Source organism: Solwaraspora sp. WMMA2065, assembly GCF_030345075.1.
Taxonomy (GTDB): domain Bacteria; phylum Actinomycetota; class Actinomycetes; order Mycobacteriales; family Micromonosporaceae; genus Micromonospora_E.
The window spans coordinates 4,699,426-4,721,418 of record NZ_CP128361.1 but is presented as its reverse complement, the minus strand read 5'-3'; the positions used below and the strand labels follow the sequence as shown (position 1 = coordinate 4,721,418).

25 protein-coding genes are annotated in these 21,993 nt (G+C 71.7%); 17 read left to right on the top strand and 8 right to left on the bottom strand.

Going from position 1 to position 21,993, the window contains the following annotated elements:
- Positions 1 to 22: 22 nt before the first annotated feature.
- Genes O7610_RS21545 through O7610_RS21530 form a run of 4 tightly spaced genes read right to left on the bottom strand, consistent with a single transcriptional unit; the run spans position 23 to position 3,552 of the window.
- A complete protein-coding gene (locus O7610_RS21545) occupies positions 23 to 1,306 on the bottom strand; it encodes a metallophosphoesterase (RefSeq protein ID WP_281552306.1) in 1,284 nt (427 codons plus the stop codon).
- A gap of 14 nt (positions 1,307 to 1,320) precedes the next feature.
- Entirely contained in the window at positions 1,321 to 1,560 is a 240-nt protein-coding gene (locus tag O7610_RS21540; RefSeq protein WP_475049752.1) for a MoaD/ThiS family protein, read from the bottom strand.
- 38 nt (positions 1,561 to 1,598) lie between these two features.
- Positions 1,599 to 2,633 (bottom strand): GTP 3',8-cyclase MoaA, encoded by a 1,035-nt coding sequence (gene moaA, locus O7610_RS21535; RefSeq protein WP_289211706.1) that lies wholly within the window; start codon positions 2,631 to 2,633, stop codon positions 1,599 to 1,601.
- A gap of 25 nt (positions 2,634 to 2,658) precedes the next feature.
- Positions 2,659 to 3,552: a fructosamine kinase family protein gene (locus tag O7610_RS21530; protein WP_281552304.1), complete on the bottom strand. Its 894-nt coding sequence runs from the start codon at positions 3,550 to 3,552 to the stop codon at positions 2,659 to 2,661.
- A 175-nt stretch (positions 3,553 to 3,727) separates the two neighbouring features.
- Between O7610_RS21530 and O7610_RS21525 the strand changes: the two genes are divergently transcribed.
- Positions 3,728 to 4,882 carry a DUF4192 domain-containing protein gene (locus tag O7610_RS21525; RefSeq protein WP_289211705.1) on the top strand — a complete coding sequence of 385 codons (1,155 nt, stop codon included), beginning with the start codon at positions 3,728 to 3,730 and terminating at the stop codon, positions 4,880 to 4,882.
- 158 nt (positions 4,883 to 5,040) lie between these two features.
- Here O7610_RS21525 and O7610_RS21520 read toward each other — a convergent pair whose 3' ends face one another.
- Together O7610_RS21520 and fdhD are read right to left on the bottom strand one after the other, a co-directional pair.
- Complete coding sequence (locus O7610_RS21520) at positions 5,041 to 5,559, bottom strand: hypothetical protein (protein WP_281552302.1); 519 nt, start codon at positions 5,557 to 5,559, stop codon at positions 5,041 to 5,043.
- A 539-nt stretch (positions 5,560 to 6,098) separates the two neighbouring features.
- On the bottom strand, positions 6,099 to 6,947 hold the full coding sequence (fdhD, locus tag O7610_RS21515) for a formate dehydrogenase accessory sulfurtransferase FdhD (protein WP_289211704.1): 849 nt from the start codon (positions 6,945 to 6,947) through the stop codon (positions 6,099 to 6,101).
- Between the two features lie 94 nt (positions 6,948 to 7,041).
- Between fdhD and O7610_RS21510 the strand changes: the two genes are divergently transcribed.
- The 4 genes from O7610_RS21510 to O7610_RS21495 all read left to right on the top strand — a co-directional run bounded on the left by O7610_RS21510 (position 7,042) and on the right by O7610_RS21495 (position 9,548).
- A complete protein-coding gene (locus tag O7610_RS21510) occupies positions 7,042 to 7,308 on the top strand; it encodes a YlcI/YnfO family protein (RefSeq protein WP_282233099.1) in 267 nt (88 codons plus the stop codon).
- A gap of 26 nt (positions 7,309 to 7,334) precedes the next feature.
- A complete protein-coding gene (locus O7610_RS21505; RefSeq protein WP_289211703.1) occupies positions 7,335 to 7,697 on the top strand; it encodes a type II toxin-antitoxin system VapC family toxin in 363 nt (120 codons plus the stop codon).
- A 129-nt stretch (positions 7,698 to 7,826) separates the two neighbouring features.
- Positions 7,827 to 9,134: a helix-turn-helix transcriptional regulator gene (locus tag O7610_RS21500; protein ID WP_281552298.1), complete on the top strand. Its 1,308-nt coding sequence runs from the start codon at positions 7,827 to 7,829 to the stop codon at positions 9,132 to 9,134.
- A 45-nt stretch (positions 9,135 to 9,179) separates the two neighbouring features.
- Complete coding sequence (locus O7610_RS21495; protein ID WP_281552297.1) at positions 9,180 to 9,548, top strand: hypothetical protein; 369 nt, start codon at positions 9,180 to 9,182, stop codon at positions 9,546 to 9,548.
- Between the two features lie 18 nt (positions 9,549 to 9,566).
- On the opposite strand, the gene O7610_RS21490 is transcribed toward O7610_RS21495, so the two are convergent.
- On the bottom strand, positions 9,567 to 10,409 hold the full coding sequence (locus tag O7610_RS21490; RefSeq protein WP_281552296.1) for a prepilin peptidase: 843 nt from the start codon (positions 10,407 to 10,409) through the stop codon (positions 9,567 to 9,569).
- 619 nt (positions 10,410 to 11,028) lie between these two features.
- Here O7610_RS21490 and O7610_RS21485 point away from each other — a divergent pair.
- Genes O7610_RS21485 through O7610_RS21455 form a run of 7 tightly spaced genes read left to right on the top strand, consistent with a single transcriptional unit; the run spans position 11,029 to position 17,487 of the window.
- Positions 11,029 to 11,556, top strand: a complete 528-nt coding sequence (locus O7610_RS21485) for a hypothetical protein (RefSeq protein ID WP_281555763.1) — start codon at positions 11,029 to 11,031, stop codon at positions 11,554 to 11,556.
- Positions 11,550 to 12,482 (top strand): hypothetical protein, encoded by a 933-nt coding sequence (locus O7610_RS21480; RefSeq protein WP_289211702.1) that lies wholly within the window; start codon positions 11,550 to 11,552, stop codon positions 12,480 to 12,482. The genes O7610_RS21485 and O7610_RS21480 overlap by 7 nt, the downstream gene beginning before the upstream one ends.
- Positions 12,479 to 13,132, top strand: coding sequence for an SAF domain-containing protein (locus O7610_RS21475; protein ID WP_289211701.1), 654 nt, complete (start codon positions 12,479 to 12,481; stop codon positions 13,130 to 13,132). The genes O7610_RS21480 and O7610_RS21475 overlap by 4 nt, the downstream gene beginning before the upstream one ends.
- A gap of 3 nt (positions 13,133 to 13,135) precedes the next feature.
- Positions 13,136 to 13,936, top strand: coding sequence for a CpaE/TadZ family protein (locus O7610_RS21470; protein ID WP_281552293.1), 801 nt, complete (start codon positions 13,136 to 13,138; stop codon positions 13,934 to 13,936).
- A complete protein-coding gene (locus O7610_RS21465) occupies positions 13,926 to 15,716 on the top strand; it encodes a TadA family conjugal transfer-associated ATPase (RefSeq protein WP_289211700.1) in 1,791 nt (596 codons plus the stop codon). Before O7610_RS21470 ends, O7610_RS21465 begins: the two co-directional genes overlap by 11 nt.
- Positions 15,717 to 15,718: 2 nt before the next feature.
- Complete coding sequence (locus O7610_RS21460; RefSeq protein WP_475049765.1) at positions 15,719 to 16,621, top strand: type II secretion system F family protein; 903 nt, start codon at positions 15,719 to 15,721, stop codon at positions 16,619 to 16,621.
- Positions 16,621 to 17,487, top strand: coding sequence for a type II secretion system F family protein (locus O7610_RS21455; protein ID WP_289213661.1), 867 nt, complete (start codon positions 16,621 to 16,623; stop codon positions 17,485 to 17,487). The genes O7610_RS21460 and O7610_RS21455 overlap by 1 nt, the downstream gene beginning before the upstream one ends.
- 53 nt (positions 17,488 to 17,540) lie before the next feature.
- Here O7610_RS21455 and O7610_RS21450 read toward each other — a convergent pair whose 3' ends face one another.
- Positions 17,541 to 18,773, bottom strand: coding sequence for an IS110 family RNA-guided transposase (locus O7610_RS21450; protein WP_281551456.1), 1,233 nt, complete (start codon positions 18,771 to 18,773; stop codon positions 17,541 to 17,543).
- Between the two features lie 259 nt (positions 18,774 to 19,032).
- On the opposite strand from O7610_RS21450, the gene O7610_RS21445 reads away from it, so the two are divergent.
- Genes O7610_RS21445 through O7610_RS21425 form a run of 5 tightly spaced genes read left to right on the top strand, consistent with a single transcriptional unit; the run spans position 19,033 to position 21,971 of the window.
- A complete protein-coding gene (locus tag O7610_RS21445) occupies positions 19,033 to 19,275 on the top strand; it encodes a hypothetical protein (protein ID WP_289211699.1) in 243 nt (80 codons plus the stop codon).
- A gap of 8 nt (positions 19,276 to 19,283) precedes the next feature.
- Positions 19,284 to 19,769, top strand: a complete 486-nt coding sequence (locus tag O7610_RS21440; protein ID WP_289211698.1) for a TadE/TadG family type IV pilus assembly protein — start codon at positions 19,284 to 19,286, stop codon at positions 19,767 to 19,769.
- 2 nt (positions 19,770 to 19,771) lie between these two features.
- Positions 19,772 to 20,269 (top strand): TadE/TadG family type IV pilus assembly protein, encoded by a 498-nt coding sequence (locus O7610_RS21435; RefSeq protein ID WP_281552288.1) that lies wholly within the window; start codon positions 19,772 to 19,774, stop codon positions 20,267 to 20,269.
- Positions 20,266 to 20,736: a pilus assembly protein TadG-related protein gene (locus tag O7610_RS21430; protein ID WP_281552287.1), complete on the top strand. Its 471-nt coding sequence runs from the start codon at positions 20,266 to 20,268 to the stop codon at positions 20,734 to 20,736. Before O7610_RS21435 ends, O7610_RS21430 begins: the two co-directional genes overlap by 4 nt.
- 32 nt (positions 20,737 to 20,768) lie before the next feature.
- Positions 20,769 to 21,971 carry a LysM peptidoglycan-binding domain-containing protein gene (locus O7610_RS21425; RefSeq protein ID WP_289211697.1) on the top strand — a complete coding sequence of 401 codons (1,203 nt, stop codon included), beginning with the start codon at positions 20,769 to 20,771 and terminating at the stop codon, positions 21,969 to 21,971.
- Positions 21,972 to 21,993 lie beyond the last annotated feature (22 nt).

The window sequence follows — 21,993 nt, the reverse complement described above, 5'->3', positions numbered from 1 at the left end:
CGCCGGCTGACCCGTTGCGCTCCTACTCGCTGCGCAGCTCGACCAGGGAGACCTGTGGCGGCGCGCCGACCCGCACCGGCGGACCCCAGAACCCGGCGCCGTTGGTGACGTAGACCTGGGTGCCGTCGACCGTGGCGAGGCCGGAGACGACCGGTTGCACCAGCCGTACCGCCAGGTTGAACGGGGCGATCTGACCGCCGTGGGTGTGCCCGGACAGTTGCAGGTCGACGCCGTAGCGGGCGGCTTCGTGGGCCTGCACCGGCTGGTGGGCGAGCAGCACCACCGGGCGGTCCGGGTCCCGGTCGCCGAGCGCCCGGTCGTAGTCCGGGCCGGCCAGTGGCCCGGACCCGGCGGCGGTCGGCCCGGCCGGCCGCGCGGTCTCCGCGGTCGGATCGTTCACCCCGGCCAGGTCGAGCACCCCGCCCGGGGTGACGATCTCCCGGCGTTCGTTGACCAGCACCCGCAGGCCGAGCCGGTCCACCTCGGCGACCCATTCCTCGACGCCGGAGTAGTACTCGTGGTTGCCGGTGACGAAGAAGCTGCCGTAGCGGGCGCGCAGGTCGGCCAGCGGGGCGGCGGTGCCGCCGAGCTCGGAGACGGTGCCGTCAACCAGGTCGCCGACGACCGCGACCAGGTCGGCGTCCAGGCTGTTGATCAGCTCGACGATCCGGGCGGTGTGCGCCGGCCCGGTCAGCGGGCCGATGTGGATGTCCGAGACGGTGGCGATGCGCAGGCCGTCCATGGCCCGGGGCAGCCGGGCGATCGGCACCTGCACCCGGTCCAGCCGGGGCGGGCCGAGAGCGGTCCGGATGCCGTAGCCGGTGACGCCGGTCGCGGTCAGCCCGGCGAAGATTGCGGCACTGCGGGCGAGCAACAGCCGTCGGCCGGGGTCGGGCACCGAGTCGTCGGCCGGCCGGCCGCCGGGCAGCTCGGCCGGCGGCGGGGCGGACGTCTCGGCCGGTACGGTCACCGGCACCGTGCCCACCCTGCTCAGTTGGCGGCTGCGGGCCCGGCCGACCAGCCGGGCCACCAGCATCGGCGGCTCCAGCACCAGCAGGACGACCAGCAGGTAGAACATCACCGCCAGCCAGACGTAGCCGGGCCAGGCCAGCCAGGACATCCCGGCGGACCGGGTGCTCACCATCGTCACCGGCACCAGGACCGCCAACCCGACGGCCAGCAGCGTGCCGGCCCGTCGCCACCGCCCCGGCCGGGTGGTGTCCCGGACCAGCCGCCACCACAGGTAACCGTGGATCAGGCCGGTGATCAGGGTCAGCGTTGTGACGAACCCGAGTACGGCGAGCACGGACGCGGTCCTCCTCAGCCGCCGGCGAACGGTGGCAGCACGTCGACCGTGGCACCGGCCGGCAACGGTGTGTGACGATCATGCCAGACGACGCCGTCGACCAGGAAACTCGCCGCCGCCAGCACCCGACCCAACCGGTCGCCGTGCCGACCGGTCAGCTCTGCCACCAGCCCGGCCCGGTCCAGCCCGGCCGAAACGGACTCGGTGGTCCGCCCGGCCGCCGACCGCGCCCCGGCGAAGTAACGCACCGTCACCGATTGCTCGGCTCCATCCCGTGTCGGGTCGCCCACGGTCAGCCGCCGATCGCCGACATCGGCCGGGCCGGCTGCAGGAACGTCGGATCGTCGATGCCGTGCCCGGCCAGCTTCCCGGCCATCGCCCGCCGCCACCGCTGCGCCAACTCGTCGTCGTCGGCCCCGGACCGCAACGCGCCACGCAGGTCCGACTCCTTCCGGGCGAACAGGCAGTCGCGTACCTGCCCGTCGGCGGTGAGCCGGGTCCGGTCACAGTCACCGCAGAACGGCCGGGTCACCGTGCCGATCACCCCGACCTTGGCCGGGCTGCCGTCCGACCGCTCGGCGCCGGCCACCAGCCAGGTCTCGGCCGGTGCGGCACCCCGTTCGGCGGGATCCGGCAGCAGGGTGAACTCGGACCGCAGCCGGTCGAGGATCTCGGCGGCGGTGACCATCCGGTCGCGGTCCCAGGACTGCTGCGCGTCCAGCGGCATCTGCTCGATGAAGCGCAGCTCGTAGCCGCGGTTCAGGGCGTACCGCAGCAGCGCCGGGGCCTCGTCGTCGTTGACCCCGCGCAGCAGCACCGCGTTGATCTTGACCGGGGTCAGCCCGGCCGCCGCCGCGCCGGCCAGCCCGGCGAGCACGTCGGGCAGCCGCCGGCGGTACGCCAACTGGGCGAACCGCTGCGGGTCGAGGGTGTCCAACGATACGTTCACCCGGTCCAGGCCGGCGGCCTGCAGGCCGGGCGCCAAGCGGTCCAGACCGATCCCGTTGGTGGTCAACGACAGCACCGGTCGGGGCCGCAGCGCCGCAGCAGCGGCGACGATCCGGGTCAGCCCGGGGCGCAGCAGCGGCTCGCCGCCGGTGAACCGCACCTCGGTCACCCCGAGCTGGCACACCGCGACCCCGATCAGCCGGGTCACCTCGTCGTCGGTCAGGATGTCCGGGCTGGGCAGCCAGGGCAGACCCTCCGGCGGCATGCAGTAGGAGCAGCGCAGGTTGCACCGGTCGGTCAGGGACACCCGAAGGTCGGTGGCGACCCGCCCGTACCGATCGGTGAGCCGGCCGTCGGCGGGCCGTGCGCTCGATGCCATGCGCCGACCGTAGCGCGCCGGTGCGTCAGGACCGCAGCGCGGCGCGGGCCGCGTCCGCGACGGCCGAGCGGTACGCCGCCCCGAACAGGGCGGTGTGCACCAGCAGCAGGTGCAGTTGGTGCACCGGCACCCGGGCCGCCCACCCGTCGGCCAGCGGCCACTGCTCCTGGTAGGTGTCGAGGATCCGATCCAGGTGCGGGGCGCCGCCGAACAGCGCCAACTGCGCCAGGTCGGTCTCCCGGTGCCCGCCGTGCGCCGCCGGGTCGACCAGCCGGCAGCGCCCGTCCGCACCCCAGAGCAGGTTGCCGGGCCACAGGTCGCCGTGGATCCGAGCGGGCGGCTCGTCGCCGCCGTACCCGTCGATGTTGTCGACCACCTGCTCGACCAGGCCGGTCTCGGCGGCGGTGAGCGCGCCGTTGTCGACCGACATCCGCAGGTACGGCAGCAGCCGGCGCTGCCCGAACCAGGCCGACCAGGGTCGGTCGGTCACCAGTTCGTTGTCCTGCGGCAGCGCGCCGACGAACCCCGGCCAGTCCGCCCCGAACCCGGCCGCGCCGGCCCGATGGGTGATCGCCAGCTCCCGGCCGAACCGCTCGGCGGCGGCCGGGTCCGCGTCGCCCGGCTCGACCCACTCCAGGGCCAGCAGTTGCGGCAGCGCCACCAGCACCTCCGGCACCGGTGCCCCGCCGGCGGCGGCCAGCCAACGCAACCCGGCCGCCTCGGCGGCGAACAGGCCGTCCGGCAACGGCCTGGCGGACCGCTCCGGCCAGGACTTGGCGAACACCGAGTTGCCGTCGTCGAGGGTGAGCCGGCTCGCCGCGCAGATCGACCCGCCAGAGACCGGCGTCTCCCGGATCCGCTGATGGGTGAGGAAGGTCGGCAGGTGTTCCGGGTGGGCCCGCAGGTACGCCAGATCCATGGCGGCACGGTAACCCGCGCCGCCTGCCGTCCAGCTCAGTGGCGCAACCAGTGGTGAGCAGAAACGCCGTCACCAGGGAAACTACTCTGCGTGCCTGTGGATAACCTGGCGTGTCGTCCACAGGTCGGGTCGGGACGGCCACAACCGGTCACCGTCCGGCGCGACAGTTTCCGGCATGACACCTACCGAACCGGTACCCGCCCCCGATTCCGTTCCCGACCCGGCCGCCGGGACGTCTCAGGGCGCCGCGCTCACCGTCCGCGAACCCGCCGACCTGATCGCCGCCGTGCCCTACCTGATCGGCTTCCACCCCGCCGACAGCGTGGTGGTGGTCGGGATGCGCGACCACACGGTCGTCATCGCCGCCCGCGCCGACCTGCCCGACGCCACGGTCCCGGCCGACGTCCGCGCGGCGGCAACCGCCCAGCTGACCGCCATCGTCGATCGTCAGCAGGTCAGCGCCGCCGTCGTGCTCGGCTACGGTCCGGCCGACACCGTCGACCCGGTCCTGCGGGACACCACCGACGCGCTGCGCCGACAGGGCACCGTGCTGCTTGACGCGCTGCGGGTGGCCGACGGTCGCTACTGGTCCTCCTTCTGCGACGATCCGACCTGCTGCCCGCCGGAGGGCCACCGGTTCGACGCCGAGATCAACCCGGTCGCGGTCGCGGCCACCGTCGCCGGGCAGGTCGCCCTGCCCGACCGGGCCGCGCTGCGTCGCCAGGTGGAACCGGTCACCGGCCCGGCCCGGGCGGCGATGCGGGCCGCCACCGAACGCGCCCGGACCCGCCGCTCCGCGCTGGTCGACCACGCCCCGCCGGCCGACCTGCTCGGTGCCCGCACGCTGCGCCGGGCCGGAGAGAAAACGGTACGGATGCTGCTGGAACGGCAGGGCCGGGGCATCGCCCCGACCGACGAGGACATCGCCTGGCTCAGTCTGCTGCTGACCGACCTGGAGGTGCGCGACTACGCCTGGGAGCGGGTCACCGACGAGCTGTGGCAGGTCACCTTCTGGCAGGACATCGCCCGCCGGGCCGAGCCGGAGCTTGCCGCCGGGCCGGCCAGCCTGCTGGCCTTCGCCGCCTGGCGGGCCGGCAACGGAGCCCTGGCCCGGGTTGCCCTCGACCGGGCGCTCGACGTCGAACCCGGCTACTCGATGGCCAAACTGATGGACGACGTCCTGGTTCGTGGCATTCCGCCGGCGGCACTTGGCCCATGGCCCAAGCCGGACCGCAGCGGGCGTAAGGGCCGGTCCGACACCCGCCCACGCCGTCGACCCAGCGGCGAGCGGCTCGACCGGGCCCGCCCCGCCGGCCGACGCCGCCCGTGAACCCGCCACCGCGCGGGCATGATGCGGAAGACCCCGGGCTCGCCCCGGGGTCTTCCGCGGTCGCGCCGGTGTCAGGACGTAGGCTGCCCCGATCCGGCACATCTGGTTCGGCTTCCCCGGGCCCTGGTGCAGCGGTGCGGGCTGGCCGGGGGCGGTGGTCACCTGCTGACCGCAGACCGAGCACCTACCTCCTGGCGCCATGAACGGACTCCTTCCGGAATCTGATAGTCCGGGTACGGGTCTTCTTGCGGTTCGCCTGCGATGCCGCCCGGTCCGGTGGTGGCGGTCGCCCGGAGGAAGACGGCGCCGCCGTCCCGGCAGGTGATCTTCACCCCGGACGGGGAGCTGTGCACCCCGGTGAAAGCGCACGGCTCCCACGAGGTGAACTCCTCGGGTCGGGCGAAGTCCAGCAGCTGGACGGCGAACGCGAGCGTGCGACGCGCCCGCTCGCGAGGTGCGGGCATCTCGGCCGGCAACGACGCCGGTGCCGGTGCGGGCTTGCCGACGGCCGCCCACAGCATCCCGGTCGATCCCGTCGAGTAGTAGACCCGTACCCCGGCTGGCGAATTGCCGCCGGGCTCGGTGTCCTGCCCGTACCGACGGACGTCGGTGATCTCCGGGTGCCTGCTGGTCTGGAACAGTGCTTCGAGCACCTCCAGGACTTCGGCGACCTGCATGTCCCCGTCTCCGATCTGAGGCTGTCTGCGCTGTTCAGGGCCGAGCATAGACACGGCAGGGATCTTGCGGGGAAAACGCGGCGCGCGTCACGAGTGCGCGCCGTTGGCCGTGCGGTCGCAGTACACGTCCGGGTACGTCCGCAAGTGAGGTGTACGGAGCCGACGACACAGATCCTCTGCTCCCCGGCTTCGCGGATCGCTGACGCCGCGAGTTGAAGGTGAGATACCTTCAGCCGACGGGAAAGGTATCTCACCTTCAACTGATCATGGTGATCCCGGCATCGTGAGTGTCGGGGTGCGCCGGTCAGGGTGAGCCGTGCCGGATGACCCGGTAGCCGAGTTGCTGACGTCGTACGCCGGCATTCCGGGCACCAGCTGGATTTGACCTTGAACGACCACAGCCCTCGCAATGGGTCCGGTGTGGGCTGAAGTCGGACGTCGAGCGCTGGATCCAGGAGAACCGGCGACAGACGTGAACCTATCGGGCACGCGGAGTCCGGCGGGTCGTACGGCGAACGGCAGCGTCGACCACGTCCGGTTCAGTCGGTGAGGCGGTCGGTGCCCGCGTAGACGTTCATCGTCGATCCGCGCAGAAACCCGACCAGGGTCATCCCCGCCTCTTCGGCGAGGGCGACCGCCAGACTGCTCGGCGCGGAGATCGCCGCGAGCACCGGGATGCCGGCCATCCACGCCTTCTGGGTGAGCTCGAAGCTGGCCCGCCCGGAGACCAGGAGCAGATGACCGCGCAGCGGCAGGAGGTCCTTCCGGGCCGCCCAGCCGATCAGCTTGTCGACGGCGTTGTGCCGGCCGACGTCCTCGCGTACCGCCCGGAGCTGCCCGTCGGCGGTGAACAGGCCGGCGGCGTGCAGCCCACCGGTGCGGTCGAAGCCCTGCTGGGTGGCGCGCAGCTGGTCCGGCAGGCCGACCAGGGTCTGCGGGCTGAACGTGGCCCGGTCGGCAGCCACGTCGAACCGGGACCGGGTGCGGACGGCGTCGATGCTCGCCTTCCCGCAGACCCCACATGAGCTGGTGGTATAGAAGTTGCGGGACGGGTCGGTCTGCGGCGGCGGAACATGCCCGGCGAGCGTCACGTCAACCACGTTGTACGTGTTCGGTGTGTCGGTGCCGGCGCACAGCTGGGCGGTCACCACGTCCTCGGCAACCCCGATCAGACCCTCGGTCAGCAGGAAGCCGATCGCGAGGTCGATATCGTTTCCCGGCGTACGCATGGTGACGGCCAGCGGGGGACGCCGCGCCGCACCGGCCGGGCCGACCCGGATCTCCAGCGGCTCCTCCCCGGCGACGGTGTCCATCCGACGGACCCGCCGGGTCGGCCCGCCGCCGACGTCGATTCGCAGCACGCTGCGTCGCTCGTTCGCCCTGCCCATGCACCCCATCCTGCCCCGGTTCGCAGGTGCCGAACCGGCCGGGAGGGCGGCAGCACTCGCCTCAGGCGCCGCCATATCGCTGTATGGTGTATGTGTGGCGGCGAAGAAGGTGACTGTGACCCTCCCCGAGGAACTGGTCGAGGCGCTCGGCGAGGCTGCTCGCGAGGATGGCGTCCCTCTGTCGCGGCTGGTGGCGAGCGCTGCGGAAAGTGAGCTCCGGCGGCGGGTCGGGCGGCGGCTGGTCGCCGACTGGCAGGCCGAGCACGGTGCGTTCACCGTAGAAGAGATTGCTGCGGCACGCGCGGAGATGGCTGCCGCCGACGCCCAGGCGCTCAGCGCGCCCGGCCGGGCCGCCGCGTGACCATCCCCTACGTCTACGACATAGGGGTGCTGCTGGCGATCGGCAGCAATAACCGACGGATCTGGGCGATACACCATCTGGCCGTCGAGGAAGGGCGACGTCTGCTCGTCCCTTCCGTCGTGGTCGGCCAGGCCTGGCGAGATGCCCGCCGGCAGGTCCAGCTCGGACGGTTCCTGAGCAGCTGCGAAATCGTTCCAGTCGGTCTGGAACTGGCCAAATCGGCCGGGGTGTTGTGCGGGAAGGCCGGTACGCGTGACGTGGTCGACGCCAGCGTGGTCACCATCGCGCTTGCCTGCGGCGCGATCGTCTTCACCAGCGACCCGGAGGACATCGCGCACCTGTCGGCTGCCTCGGACGTCAAGCCAGGGCTGGTGATCCGCCGCCTCTGAAACCCGTCGGCACGACACGGAGCCCGGGTGCTTCCGAGGCATCTGTGACGCATCTGGGGGCGACGGACGGCTCAGTCAAGCGCAGCCTCCCGTACGCTGGAACGGGAGTCCCAAAGGACGGAGGTGCCTGTGGCAGTCAAGCGCCGCCGGTTCGTCGAGCGTCGGAAGGCGCTCGGTTTCAGCCAGGAGACTCTCGCCGAGAAGATCGGCGTGGACCGTACGACGATCGCCCGACTCGAACACGGCGTCACCACCCCCTATCCGTATACGCGGTTGAAGCTGTGCAAGATCCTGGAGGTAACGGCAGAGCAGCTCGACCACTGGCTAATGGGTGGGGACGAGGACCTGTCTCCTCCTGTTCCTACACCTCGACCAACCGCCGCCGGCCCGGTTCCGGTACGGTCAGAGCCGACAGGTGTACTCGACGACATGCATCGCCGCGAACTTCTCCGCCTGATAAGCGTCGCGGGCGCCCTCACGGCGCTACCAACTGGAAGCCACGGGGCGGCTCTGCTTCCGGCGACCCTGGCTCATGAGGCCGGTGACCTGGATCAATACGCAGAACTCAACGCCCACCTGTGGCAGGTCTTCGGGCTGACCAGGCCCAAGCGCCTCGTCTACCCATTGGTCCAGGAGCAGGCCGCCGTGCTGGTCGACCGGCTCGACCGGGCACCTACGGGGGCCGAGCACCGCAGGCTGTGCGTGCTGGCATGCGACCTGTTCCAACTGGCGGGCGAGATCTTTTTCGACGCCGACCAGTACGCCGAGGCCGCACATTGTTACTCGTTGGCGGCGTCGGCGGGTCGTGAGTCGCGTTCCTACGACCGCTGGGCCTGCGCCTTGACCCGGCAGGCGTTCGTCAACCTGTACGACCAGCAGTACAGCCGGGCCGTGACCGTGCTCGACGCCGCAGCACGGATCGCCCAACGTGGCGATAGTCAACTGTCCACCCGCCATTGGGTCGCAGCTGTGCAGGCTCAGGCGTTCGCAGGACTGGGCGACCGGGAAGCTTGCGAACACGCCTTGGATACCGCTGAGCAGGTGCACGGTCTCAACGGCCCGGCCAGTCCTGGTGGCTGGCTGCGTTTCGATGGAAGCCGGATATGTGAGGAGCGAGGCGCCTGTCACCTTGCATTGGGGCAGGTCGATCTGGCCGAGCGTGCGCTCTTTGCGGCCAGCGACGGCACGATGTCGCCGCGTCGTCGGGGTGGCATCCTGGCCGATCTTGCTTTGCTGAGCGCTCAACGTACCGACATCGATCGGATGCTCCGGTACGGCAGCGAAGCTGTCGGCATCGCCGAGCAGACCCACTCCGTCGGTTACCTGGGCCGGAAGGTGCAGGGCTTCCAGCGCCAACTCACGCCGGCCCTGTTGGCTGATGCTCAGGTCGCACAGCTGAACGACCGGATAACCGGCCTGCTGACGGCTGCAGCCTGACGGCGAAATGATCTGATGACGAGACGAGAGGAATCAGGGCCGATCATGACCGACGAGCGGGGTCGCCACTTCCGTGAGGCGTGGACAGCCGGGGTGCTCCGGCATTATCCGGGCGAGCCGAAGCCCGGTTACGTCGCCCCGTGGGAGGCCACCCCCGCATGGGAGCGACAGGCCGCTTCGGCCGTGTTCGGCCAGATTCACGACTTCGTGCAGGTCAGTTCCGGTTGCACAGCGCAGCTGAGCCGGGAGCAGAAGGGGCGTTTTGTGGCGTTGTGCTGGATCGCCCAGATCCACAAGCACTTCGACGACCCGAAGCCGTCGTACGTGGCCGACTGGGACGCGTTGCCAGCCTGGCAGCAGGAGACCGACGCGGACATCTTCGAGCATGTCGAGCGGATCTGCATTTCGGCGTGAGTCGGGGTGAGGTTGTGCTCAGCCCGCCGGCAGTCGACCGGCCAGCAGTACCCCGACGACGGCTCCGAGCACCAGGAACGGCCCGAACGGCAGCTGCTGGGTCCACCGGATCCGCCGGGCGACCAGCAGGACCACCGCCACGCCGCCCGAACCGACGAAGGCGACCAGCAGCCCGAGCAGCACCATCGGCCAACCGAACCAGCCGAGCACCGCGCCGACGCTGAGCGCCAGTTTGGCATCGCCCAGCCCGAACCCCCTGGCACCGAACGCCAGGGTGGTGGCGGCGAACAGCACCGCGACGCCCGTACCGGCGATGACGGCCCGCAGCCAGGCATCGGACGGCTCACCCAGCAGTACCGCCGCGCCGAGCAGCGCCCAGGTCCCGGCGGCGGCCGGGTAGGTGAGCCGGTCCGGCAGCCGGTGCACCGCGAGGTCGACGAAGACCAGCGGGACCATCCAGGCGGCCCACCACATCAGTGCCAGGAGGACCGGCCAGGGAAGGCCGGCGGAGATCAACGCCGCCAGCGCCGCGACGGCGACCACCTCGACGGCGAACGGCAGCGGGCCGACCCGGGCACCGCAGCCGCCGCATCTGGCCAGCGGGGACACCGACGCCGGCGGGGAAAACGACCCCGGCCGGCCGGCCGCGCCGAACGGCGTGCCGCACCGTGGACAGCCGGTCCGCCACGGTTCGCCGGGTGCCACCGAGTGGACGGCGGCGGCCCGGCGCAGCACGGGCAGCACCAGCAGTACGCGGAGCACCAGCAGTATGCGGAGCAGCTTGCCGGCCTGGCCGGGCCGTCCTCCGGCGGGGGCCGGTGCCGGCTCGGTCCCGATCGGGCGCTCGTTACCGGTGATCATCCCTGCGCCCTCTCCCGGCCTCCACGACGCCGGTCACGGTCCGTGTTTTCATGATCGCTTACTCTTGGTGTCGATCGGGCTGGCGGGACCCGGTCGACCGACTCCGGCTCGCACCGTGGTCGGTCTGCTGGTCGACGATGGCCGGGTCGACCGTCGACTTCCAAATGGGACAGAATCCGGCCCAGGCTGGCAATTCGCGATGGAGACTGTCGGTTTTCGATCACCACTGTCCACTTGACAGACGTACGCGGATGCGTCTTGGGGCGGTGATCGGAATGACCGGGCATCGCGCCACCCTCCACCGGGACCGGACTCGAAGATCGTAACCCTGAGTATTGTTCTGAATTGCCCCTGTTGCTGTCGCGGGCGTCAGCCTATGCTCCCCCCTTGAGCGATGCACTACCGCCGGGAAACATCCGACCGACCGGCGGAAATGCGTCGGTCGACACCTGGCCGGACCAGCCGGAGGCAGCACTGGATCATTCCAACGGACAGTACGGCAACACCCCAACACATCGATGTTGGCAATAGTGCTTGTCGCCCTGCGCCACCCTGGCCGGCCCGGCGGGCACCGAGGAGGACGGACGTGAGGCCAAGTCAGCGCCCCTGGCCAGCAGTGATGCTCGCCGCGTCGGTGCTCGCGACTGCCGCGCTCGCCGGCTGCGCCAGCGAGCAGTCCGCCACCCTGCCGCCACTGCGCGCACCGGCGGCGACCGACGACCCGGCCGCCGCCGAGGCAGCCGAAGCCGCGCTCGCCGCGTACAACGGCTACCTCGCCGCCGCCGAGAAGGCCGAACACGCGGCCGACCCCCATCACCCCGAGTTGAAGAAGTATCTCGGCGACCCACTCCTGACCCGGGTCAGGCTGAGCATTCGAGACGCGAAGGAGCACGGCGCCGTGCGCATCGGCTCACTAACCTCCGATCCCACGATAACCGACATCAATCTCGATTCGGTGCCGATGACGGTTGACATCCAGGACTGCCTGGACGCGACGAATTACCGGATGGTCTACGCCAACGACACGGACACGGTCGTTCCCGGCACCGAGGTGGGTCGTTACCTGGCCACCGCCACCGCGACCCGCTACGACGACGGTCGCTGGCTGATCAGCCGGGGTGTCGCACACCGGGACCAGCCATGCTGACCGGCGTCGCTGCCATCGGCCGCCGTACCTTCGTCGGGCTGGCCGCAGTCGCCCTGCTGGCCGCTGCTGGGCTGACCGCCGCCGGGCCGGCTGCCGCACAGTCGTCCGGTGGCGGCTGCGGCGGCGTCACCCAGGCCGAATGCGAAGGTTGGGTCGAGCAGCCCGGCGGCCCCGGCCACGACGGCGGCGGCAACAACGGCGGCGGCAACAACGGCGGCGACGGCGGGGCCGGCCCGTGCTACCGCGACGGCGTCGAGTTGCCCTGCTACGACGACATCGTCGGCTGGTTCAACCGCGAGGACGAGTGCTACTACATGCGGGCCGAGCCGCAGCCGCCGGGCGGCGAGCCGGGGCAGGTCGCGTACAACGTGAGTTGCGTCGCCGGGCAGGTCTCAGAAATCGTCAGGTGGCTGGACGACCCGCCGTCGGGCTACGAGGCGCCACCGGACCCGTACGAGCTGCGTCGCCGTGCGTACGCCCGGATCCAATTCGAGAAGCCGGTCATCCACACCGCGCCCGACCCGGACAAGCCCGGCCTGGTCGGTCTGCCGGTCTGGGTGTGGTCCGAAGAGTCCGACATTGTCTGGGGCCCGCTTGATGAGGACGAGGCGGACCGCGACGTCAGCGTCCGGGTGCTGGCCGAGGTCGACGAGATCACCTTCAACATGGGCAACGGCGACAGCTTCAGCTGCGAACGGGACGAGGTCTTCGACGCGTACGACCCGGCGGTCGACAACCCCTGGAACCCCGGCTGCGGTTACGACAACGGCTACCCGACGCCGGGCGGCTACCAGGTCACCGCAACGGTCAGTTGGGACGTCACCTGGTTCATCAACGGGGTCGAACAGGACATTTTCGCCAGCCCGACGGTCATCAGCGACCCCATTGATATCGAGATCGACGAACTGCAGGTGGTACGGCGATGACCGTGGCGACGACACGTACCGGCCAAGGCGGCGTCGACGCGCCGGTCACCCCGCCGAAGATCGTCCGGCAGCGACGGGTCCGGCCCGGCCTGCTCGGGCTGGCGGTGCTGCTGATCGCCCTCGGCGGGCTCGGGTCCGCCTTCGCGGTCACCTCGGTCCGGGCCACCGGCTCCTACCTGGCGGTCGCCCGGGACGTGTCGGTCGGTACGGTCCTGTCCGCCGACGACCTGGTGACCGTGCAGGTGGCCGGCGGGCAGGCGATCAAGCCGGTGCCGGCCAGCCAGCTCGACCAGGTCGTCGGGCTGCGGGCCGCGGTCGCCCTGGTGCCCGGCAGCCTGCTCACCCCGGCGCAGTTGACCAACGAGCCGATGATCGGGCCGGACCAGCAGCAGATCGCCCTCGGACTGCGGGCCGACCAGGTGCCGGCCCGGCAGCTGAACCCCGGCGACAAGCTGATCCTCGTCGGCACCCCGACCCGTAACGCCAGCGAGAACGCGGTCACCCGATTCGACGCGACCGTGATCGACGTGGCCGCCGACGACCGCAGCGGGATCATCGCCTACCTGGCACTCGCCGCACGGGACGTGCCGGCGGTGGTGGTGCTCGCCGCCGAGGACAGGATCGCGGTCGTGCTGGCCCCGGCGGCCTGACGGATGGCCATCGTCGCGCTCGTCTCCGCCAAGGGTTCCCCCGGCGTCACCACCAGCGCGCTCGCCTGCACGCTCGCCTGGCACCACCGGGTGGTGCTCGCCGAGTGCGATCCGGCCGGCGGGACGTTGATGGCCGGCTACCTCGGCGGTGCCCTGGAGGGCCGGCGGGGGATCGGGGAACTGGCGGTCAGCGAGTTGCGCGACGGCAACCTGGAGGAGGCCTTCTGGAGCCAGTTGGTCGACCTGGACGCCCCCCGTCGGGAGCGGCTGCTGCTGCCCGGCGTGGTCGACCCGACGCAGATCGGCAGCGTCACCCCTCTGTGGCAACGGTTCGCCGACTTCTTCGTCGGCCTGGAACGCGGCCGTCCACCGTACGACGTGATCGTCGACTGTGGTCGGCTCTACGTCGCTAATCCACCGTGGCCGATCCTGCGGGCGGCGACCGTCGTCCTGGTGGTGGCGGCCGCGCACCTGCCCGACCTGTCCAGCGCCCGGGCGGCGGTGACCACCATCGAGCGGGACTTCGCCGAGCACCGGGTGCCGCCCGGTTCACTGCGGCTGCTGCTGGTCGGTGACGGCCACAGCCGCGCCGAGATCAGCAGGGCCCTGCAGTTGCCGGTGATCTCCCGGTTGCCGGCCGACCCCCGTACCGCCGAGGTGCTCAGCCACGGCGGCACGGTCAAGCTCAACCGGCCGCTGCTGCGGGCGGCCGGCGCGTTGGAGGTCCCGGTCCGTTCGCTGATCGAGCGACGGCAGGCCCGGCTGCGGTGGGCAACGCCGGAAGGGGTGCCGAATGCGATTTGAGCCAGTTCTGAGCGATCCCCGCGACGAGTCCGACAACACCGCCGGCCGGCCGCAGCGGCCGGCCCGGGACCGGCCGGACCCGCTCACCTCGATCACCCCGCCACTCGGTCCGAACGGCATTCCGGGCGAAGCCGCCCCCGGCGAAGCCGTACCGCCCGCCGCGACGCGGCACAGCGGCGTGCCGCTGCGTCCCGCGCAGCACGGCCACAGCGCGCGGCACAGTTGGCCCCTGGTCGTCCCGGTCAGCGCGCCGCCCACCGCCCGGCCCACGGGCGCACCCCGGCCCGGCATCCAGCCCGGTGCCGCCCCGGCCACCCTGCCGCCGACCGCGCTGGCTCCACCCACCACGCCGCCGGCCACCCCCGACACCACCGGCACCGGTGCGCTGGCCCGGCCGCGTACCGACTTCGCGCTGGTCCGCGAGCTGCGCCGGGAGCTCAGCACCCGGCTCACCCGCTGGCAGCGGGGTCGCGAGTTCACCATCGACGAGGAGGACGTCGAGCGGGCCCGGCTCGCCGTCGCGGTCGTCGCCGAGTACGCCGACCAGGTCCGCCGGGCCGGCACCCCGCTGACCGCGTACGAGGAACGGGTGCTGCTCGACCAGGTCACCGCCGAACTCGTCGGGCTCGGCCGGCTGCAGACCCTGCTGGTCGACGACACCATCGAAGAGGTTCACATCCTCGGCTGTGACCAGGTGCGGATCACCCGGCGCAACGGGCAGGTGGACTGGCACGCCCCGATCGCCGACAGCGACGACGAACTGGTGGAGATCCTGCAGGCGGCCGCCCGGCGGGCCGGGGCCACCGAACGGTCGCTGTCCACCTCGAAGCCGACGCTGGACCTGCAACTGCCCGACGGCAGCCGGCTGGCCGCCGTCTACCTGGTCAGCCACCGCCCGTACGCGGTGATCCGCAAGCACAACACTCTGGACATCAGCCTCGACGACGTGGCCGGCGGCCGGCCCGACCTGGACGAGATGATCGACGTGCTGGTCCGTGACTTCCTGCGGGCGTCGATGCGGGCCGGGCTGAACATCATGGTCGCCGGGCTGGCCGGGGCCGGCAAGACCACCGTGATCCGGGCGCTGATGGACGAGATCCCACCCGACGAGCCGTACGTGCTGCTGGAGGAGAGCCGGGAACTGCTGCCGGCCCGGCGTACCGATCGGCACCGGGCGGTGATGAGCTTCGAGGCCCGCGAGGGCCACGGCGAACGCGGTTTCGACGGCCGTCCGGCCGGTGAGGTGAGCATCGCCGACCTGATCCCGGTCTCGCTGCGGATGGGGGTACTGCGGATCATCGTCGGTGAGGTCCGGTCCCGGGAGATCGTGCCGATGCTGCAGGCGATGACGACCAGCCGTGGCTCGATGTGCACCATCCACGCCCGTACCCCGTCGGGGGTCGGCGAGCGGATCGTCGAGCTGGCCCTGTCGCACGGCCGGGAGATGACCGTCGACCAGGCCCGCCGGATGGCCGGCAACGCCCTCGACCTGATCGTCTACGTCACCGTCGAGGACGAGACCGGCATCGGCGGACGCAAACACCGGTTCGTCTCGCACGTCGAGGAGGTGATCGGGGTCGGCGAGGGCGGTCGGATCGCCACCACCACCGTCTTCGGCCCCGGCGCGGACGGCCGGGCGGTTCCTCGGCACCTGCCGGAACGGATCCGCGAGCAGCTGCTGCGGGTCGGCTACGACGCCCGGATGCTGTCCCGCTACATCGAGGCCGGCGTCGGTGCCTGGCGTCGGCCACGGCACACCGTCCTGCGGGGGCAGCGGTGAACCTGCCCGCCAACATCGAGATCATCGCGGTCATCGCCGGCGCGGCCTGCATCGGTGGCCTGGTCCTCGCCGTCGTCGCGCTGATCGGCACCAGCCGGCCACCCGGGCCGCCGTCGCGCGCCGGGCTGCTGGTGCGTCGGCTCTGGCTGGGCTCCGGCGCCAGCCGCCGTGAGCAGCGCCAGCATCAGGCGCTGCTGGTCGCCGCCGGGCTGGTCGGCGCGTTCGCCTTCCTGATCACCGGCCTGCCGGTGGCCGGCATCCTGGTCGCGGTCGCCGTGCCGGGGGCGCCGTGGCTGTTCAGCGTCGGCAAGGCGGAGCGGCGGGCGATCGCCCGGATCGAAGCCGTCGGCGAGTGGACCCGCCGACTCAAGGATGTCTCCGGCACCGGCCAGGGCCTGCAGCAGGCAATCATCGGCACGGTCAGCACCGCTCCTGAGCAGATCAACCCGGAGGTACGGGATCTGGCGTCCCGGCTACAGGCCGGCTGGCTGGGCCGGACCGCGCTGCTGACGTTCGCCGACGAGATCGGCGACCCGGTCTGCGACCAGGTCGTGGCGGCGTTGATCCTGCACCTCACCGACCGGGGCGAGCGGCTCGGTGACGTCCTGGGGTCGATCGCGAACGCGGCCGCCGCCGAGGTCGCCACTCGCCGCGAGGTGGAGGCCAAACGCACCCAGCCCCGGTTCGCGGTGCGGTTCCTGACCGTGATGACCCTGCTGGTCCTCGGGTACGGGCTGGTCAACCCGGACTACATGGCGCCGTACGGCACGCCGACCGGCCAACTGGTCATGGTCGCGCTGGGCGGCCTGTTCGTCGCGCTGCTCGTCTGGGTGCGGCAGATGAGCATTCCGCCCCGACCGGCCCGGTTCCTCGCCGCCCCGGACCCCGACGAGGTGCTGTCATGATCCTCAACTGGCAGTTGACCGTCGCGGTGGTCAGTGGAGCGCTGGTCGGCCTCGGGTTGTTCCTGCTGCTGCGGGAGACCAGCCCGGCCACGCCGGCCCTCTCGCCGGCGTTGCGCCGGCTGCACCACACCCAGGGCCGGCCGGGTGTGGTCGCCGCCGACAGCGATCTGGCCTGGCTGACCGGCGTGGTCCGGTGGCTGCGGCCACCGCACAAGGAACTCGCCCTGCTCGGCCGGACCCCGGAGCAGTACGCCCTGTCGCTGCTGCTGTCGGCGTTGATCGGGCTGGTCGCGCCACCGGTGCTGGGCATGGCGCTCGGCGTGGTCGGCATCGACCTGCCGGTCGCCGTACCGGTGGCCGCCGGCCTGGTGCTGGCGACGGCGGCCGCGCTGATCGCCCACCAGGACGTGGTCAGCAAGGCCCGGCAGGCCCGGCGGGAGTTCAGCCGGGCGGTCTGCACCTATCTGGACCTCGTCGCGTTGCAGCTGTCCGCCGCGCACGGGCCGGTGCAGGCGTTGGAGCGGGCGGCGAAGGTGTGCGACGGCTGGGTCTTCGAACGGATCCGGGAGGCGCTGCGGCTGGCCCAGCTGCAGATGCATTCACCCTGGGACGAGTTGCGGGACCTGTCCGACCAGATCGGCGTACCGGAGCTCGGTGACGTCGGATCGATCATGCAGTCGTCGGGCACCGAAGGTGCCCAGGTGCACGAGACGTTGCGGAGCCGCGCCGACTCGTTGCGCGACCAGATCAGGACCGACAACCTGGCTCGGGCGGAGGCGGTCACCGGCCGGCTCGACATCCCGGGAGCATTCCTGGTTTTCGTCCTGATCGGATTCGTCCTCTATCCCTTCCTGGCCCGGATCTGACCGCCCGGCGGCCATCGGCCAGACCCCCGAAAGACATCCCAGGAGCTTGAATGTCAAGCAGCAGCCTTGCTGAGGTGATGCGACCACGCGGTCGCCTCGTCGTAGACGGTGCCGGTCTTCAGGCATCCGTGCAGGATGCCGACGAGCCGGTTGGCGAGTTGGCGCAGCGCGGCGTTGTAGCTGGCGCCGCGGGCACGTTGCCGGTCGTAGTAGGCGCGGGCACCCGGCGAGGCCTTCAACGCGGAGAACGCCTGGGTCATCAGGGCGTCGATGAGCCGGTCGTTGTGGACGAACCGGGCCGCGACGGTCCTCTTCTTCCCGGACGCGCGGGTGATCGGGCTGGTCGCGGCGTAGTTCTTCCGGGCCTTCGCGGTGGCGTAGCGGTCGTGGTCGTCACCGAACTCGGCGAGCACCCGGGCGCCGAGGACGGCACCCAGTCCGGGCTGGGACAGGATGATCTCAGCGTCCGGGTGCCGGCCAAAATGGTCCTCCACCTGCCCTTGCAGGGCCTTGACCTGCTCGTTGAGAGTGACCAGCAGGGCGACCAGGGCGCGCACCGACGCGGCGTAGGCGGTGGTGACCACGGCCGGCTGGCCGAGGTGCTCGGCACGCAGCACCGCCTGGATCGACGCGGCCTTGGCCGCGACGTCACGGCGCCGGGCCCGTTTGAGAGCGGCGCTGATCTGGCTGATACTCAGCCGGGCGGCGCTGGCCGGATCAGGGGCCTTCGCGAGGAGTTGCAGGGTGTCAGCGGCGTCGAGGTCCTCGAACGCCTCCAACGCCGCAGGGAAGTACTCCCGCAGCGCGTGCCGCAGCCGCTGCACAGCACGGGTGCGTTCCCAGATCAGCGTCTTGTGCATCCGGGTGACGACCTTGACCGCCTCGGCGTCCGCCGAGTCTCCGGCCATCGGGCTCAGTTGGTGCGAGTCGGTGCGCACCATGTCGGCCAGCATGTGCGCGTCGGCGGCGTCGCTCTTGGCCCGGGACACCGCCAGACGTTCCCGGTAGCGGGCCGCCTGCAACGGGTTGACCGGGTACACCGTGTACCCGGCGGCGACCAGCGCCTGCACCCACGGGCCCCGATCGGTCTCGATACCGATCTTCACCTGAGCAGCAGCAGCGTCGGCGTCGATGTCGTCGCCGAGCGCCGTGCCGATCATCGCGTGGAGCCTGGTGATGCCGGCGATGCCCTCGGGCAGCCTCGCCTTGGCCAGCCTGCGGCCGGAGGCGTCCATGAGCTCGACGTCGTGGTGGTCCTCCGCCCAGTCATCTCCTATGAACAGCAACGTCTCTCCCGCCTATTGAGTCGATCACCGCTGGTAGCCAGGAGGAGAACCATCAGCGACCTAATGAAGCAGTGCTCACGCCGCGACCGGGCGGGCACGACATCCCATCAGCGATCAACTCTCCACACCGACCAGCCGGGGCACGATCTTTCGTCAGGACTCGACGTCCAGGAACCCGGAGTGCTCACCGGCTGGCGGCTACCTACCCACCAGGAGTTTGCCGGATGGCTCACTCCCAGAACTCATTAGGACACCCACCATGCAGATATTCGCCCGCCTCTACCTCGCGGTGGCCGACCGGATCGGCGAGCTGCGCGGCGCCGACGAACGGGACAGGGGCGACAGCCCGGTCCCCACCGCAGTGATCATCGTCGGCCTGGCGCTCGTCGCGATCGCCGTCCTCGCCTGGGCGTCGAACCTCGCGTTCGACTTCATGAACGCCAACCCGGACCCGTCGAGCGACCTGCCGGACTCGGGCAACTTCCCGGGCGGCGGCGATTGATCGGCGACATGTGCCGTCACTTCGCCGGCCGGGCGGGCCGGACCATCCCCACCCCGGTGGTCCGGCCCGCCCCCACCCCGGTGGTCCAGCCTGCCCGGGACCGGGGCGCGGCGCCGGTCGAGTTGGCCATCCTGTTGCCGGCGATCCTGCTGCTGCTGTTCGCCTCGATCCAGGTCGCCGCGCTGTTCCTGGCCCGTACCGTGGCGTTGAGCGCCGCCCAGCAGGCGGTCACCGCCGAACGCGGCTACGACGCGTTGGGCAGCGGCAACGCCGACACCGGGGTGGGTGCGCAACGCGCTGCCGCGTTCCTCGCCGACGCCGGCGACTGGCTCGCCCCGGACCCGCTGCCGGCGCCGTCGGTCGGCCCGGACGGGCGGTACGTGTCGTACACCGTCAGCGGTAAGGCACTGTCGCTGGTGCCGGGCGTGACGTTCACCGTCAGCGAGACCGCCAACGGCGAGATCGAGCGGTTCGAGCAGGTCGCGGGAGGCTGATCGTGCGGCGACGCCATGCGGGTTCCGGCCAGGGCTCCGGCCAGGGCTCCGGCCGGGGCCGCGACCGGGGGTCCGTCTCGGTGGAGGTGGCCATCCTGACCCCGGCGTTCCTGCTGCTGGTCGTCGTCGCCTGGGTGACCGGGCGGACCGTGCTGGCCCGCAACGCCCTGGACGCGGCGGCGCACGACGCCGCCCGCGCCGCCTCCATCTCCCGGTCCGTGGCCGAGGCGCAGACCAACGCCGAGTACGCCGCGCAGCAGCGCCTCGACTGGGAGGGCATCGCCTGCACCGGGGAACCGGCCGCCGACTTCGCCCCGAACGGGGTGGACACCCTGACCAATGCGTTCGCCACCGCGCCCGGCAGCACCACCGCGCTGATCCACGTCCGGGTGAGCTGCACGGTCCAGTTCGGCGACCTGGGGCTGCCCTGGGTGGCGCAGGACCGGCTGCTCAGCGCCGACTTCCGTTCCCCGCTGGACCGCTACCGGGGGCGGGGATGAGCCGCCAGCGGCCGGGCGGAAGCCGCCAGCAGCCGGGCGTCGACGGCGGTGCGTACGATCACCGCGACGCGGGGCGGGTGAGTGTCTTCCTCGCCGTGGCCTTCCTCGCCGTGGCCACCGTCCTCGGGATCACCGTGGACGCCGCCGGCAAGTACCGCACCAAGCAACGGGCGGACAACCTGGCCGCTGAGGCGGCTCGCACCGGCGGGCAGCAGATCGACATCGGTCTGGCGGTCAGCGGGGAGGGCCAGTTCATCGACGTCCCGGCGGCCACCGCCGCAGTCGACCACTACTTCGACGACCTGCCCGGGGTGACCGGGTACACGGTCGAGGTCGCCCCCGATCAGCAGCAGATGACGGTGACCGTCGACATGACCTACGAGACCACCATGCTCAGCCTCTTCGGTTTCCCGCCGGGGATCCCGGTGACCGGGCAGGCCACCGCCGTGCTCCGGACCGACCCGTGACGGGAAGCTGACCCCTCGAGAGGAGCGGCACAATGCGCGCGACCCGCGTTTCCCCCGTCCGGCGGCTCGGGCAGGTCCTCACCGGCCTGGGTGCGCTGACCGTCCTGTTGATCCTGCTCGCCGGCGCACCGGTCGCGCTGATCGCGTTCGCCGGCAACCCGCTGCCCGACCACCTGCCCGGCATCGACGAGATCGGCACCGCGCTGACCAGCCGCGACGGTGGACAGTTGTTCATCCGGGTGTTGGCGGTTGCCGGCTGGTTGGGCTGGGCGACGTTCCTGCTGTCGGTGCTGGTGGAGGTGCCGGCCCGACTGCTGCGCCGGCCGGCGCCGAAGCTGCCCGGCATGGGCCGGCAGCAGCGGGTCGCCGCCGCACTGGTCGGATCGATCTCGTTGATCCTGGTCGCCGGTCCGGCGGCGGCGTTCGCCGCACCGGGGCCGGTCGAGGCGACCTCGGCGGCGGCGGTGGTGGGCACCGGGTTCGGCAGCGCCCCTGAGCTTGCCGCGCCCGCCGGCCAGCAGGCGACACCGAACCAGCTCGTCGGTGCCAGCGGGCGGTCCGCCGCGCCGGCACCGGCCGCAGTCGGCTCGCCGGCCCCGCTGGTCTCGCCAGCGGCGTTGCACACGCTCGCCGCAGCCCCCACCGGACCGGGCGCCGACGGCACAGCGCCGACGGATCAGCCGGACCAGCCGGCGGAGTCGGCCGTGTACCGGGTCGCCAAGGGCGACTACCTCGGCCACATCGCCGACCGCTACCTCGGCGGGTTCAGTGACTACCGGGAGCTGGCCGACCTCAACGAAATCGACGACCCGGACCGGATCCGGGCCGGCCAGCTGCTGCGGTTGCCGGCCGAGGTGACGGACACCGGTGTACGGCCGCACGCCACCGGCACGGTCGTCACCCCGGCGGTGACGTCCACGACGGAACAGCCCACGCCGTCGCAGCCGACGCCGGAGCAGCCGGCGGCTCCGCAGACCCCGCCGCCGGTCGATGTACCGTCAGATGCCGACCGCCCCGCCTGGCAGGTGGACAACGACGCCACCGGCAACCTCGGCGGCGGCGTCTCCGCCGGCCGGTCCGGCCCGGAGCAGAACCTGAACCGTCCACTCGCGGTGACCGCGGTGATCACCGCAGCGAGCATCGTCGGCGCGCAGATCGGCACCATGCTCGGGTTGAAACGGCGTACCGCCGGAACGTCCGGCGAGACCGGCCGGCACCGCCGCGACCGGAACTGACCCGGGCCGGCACCGCCGCGAC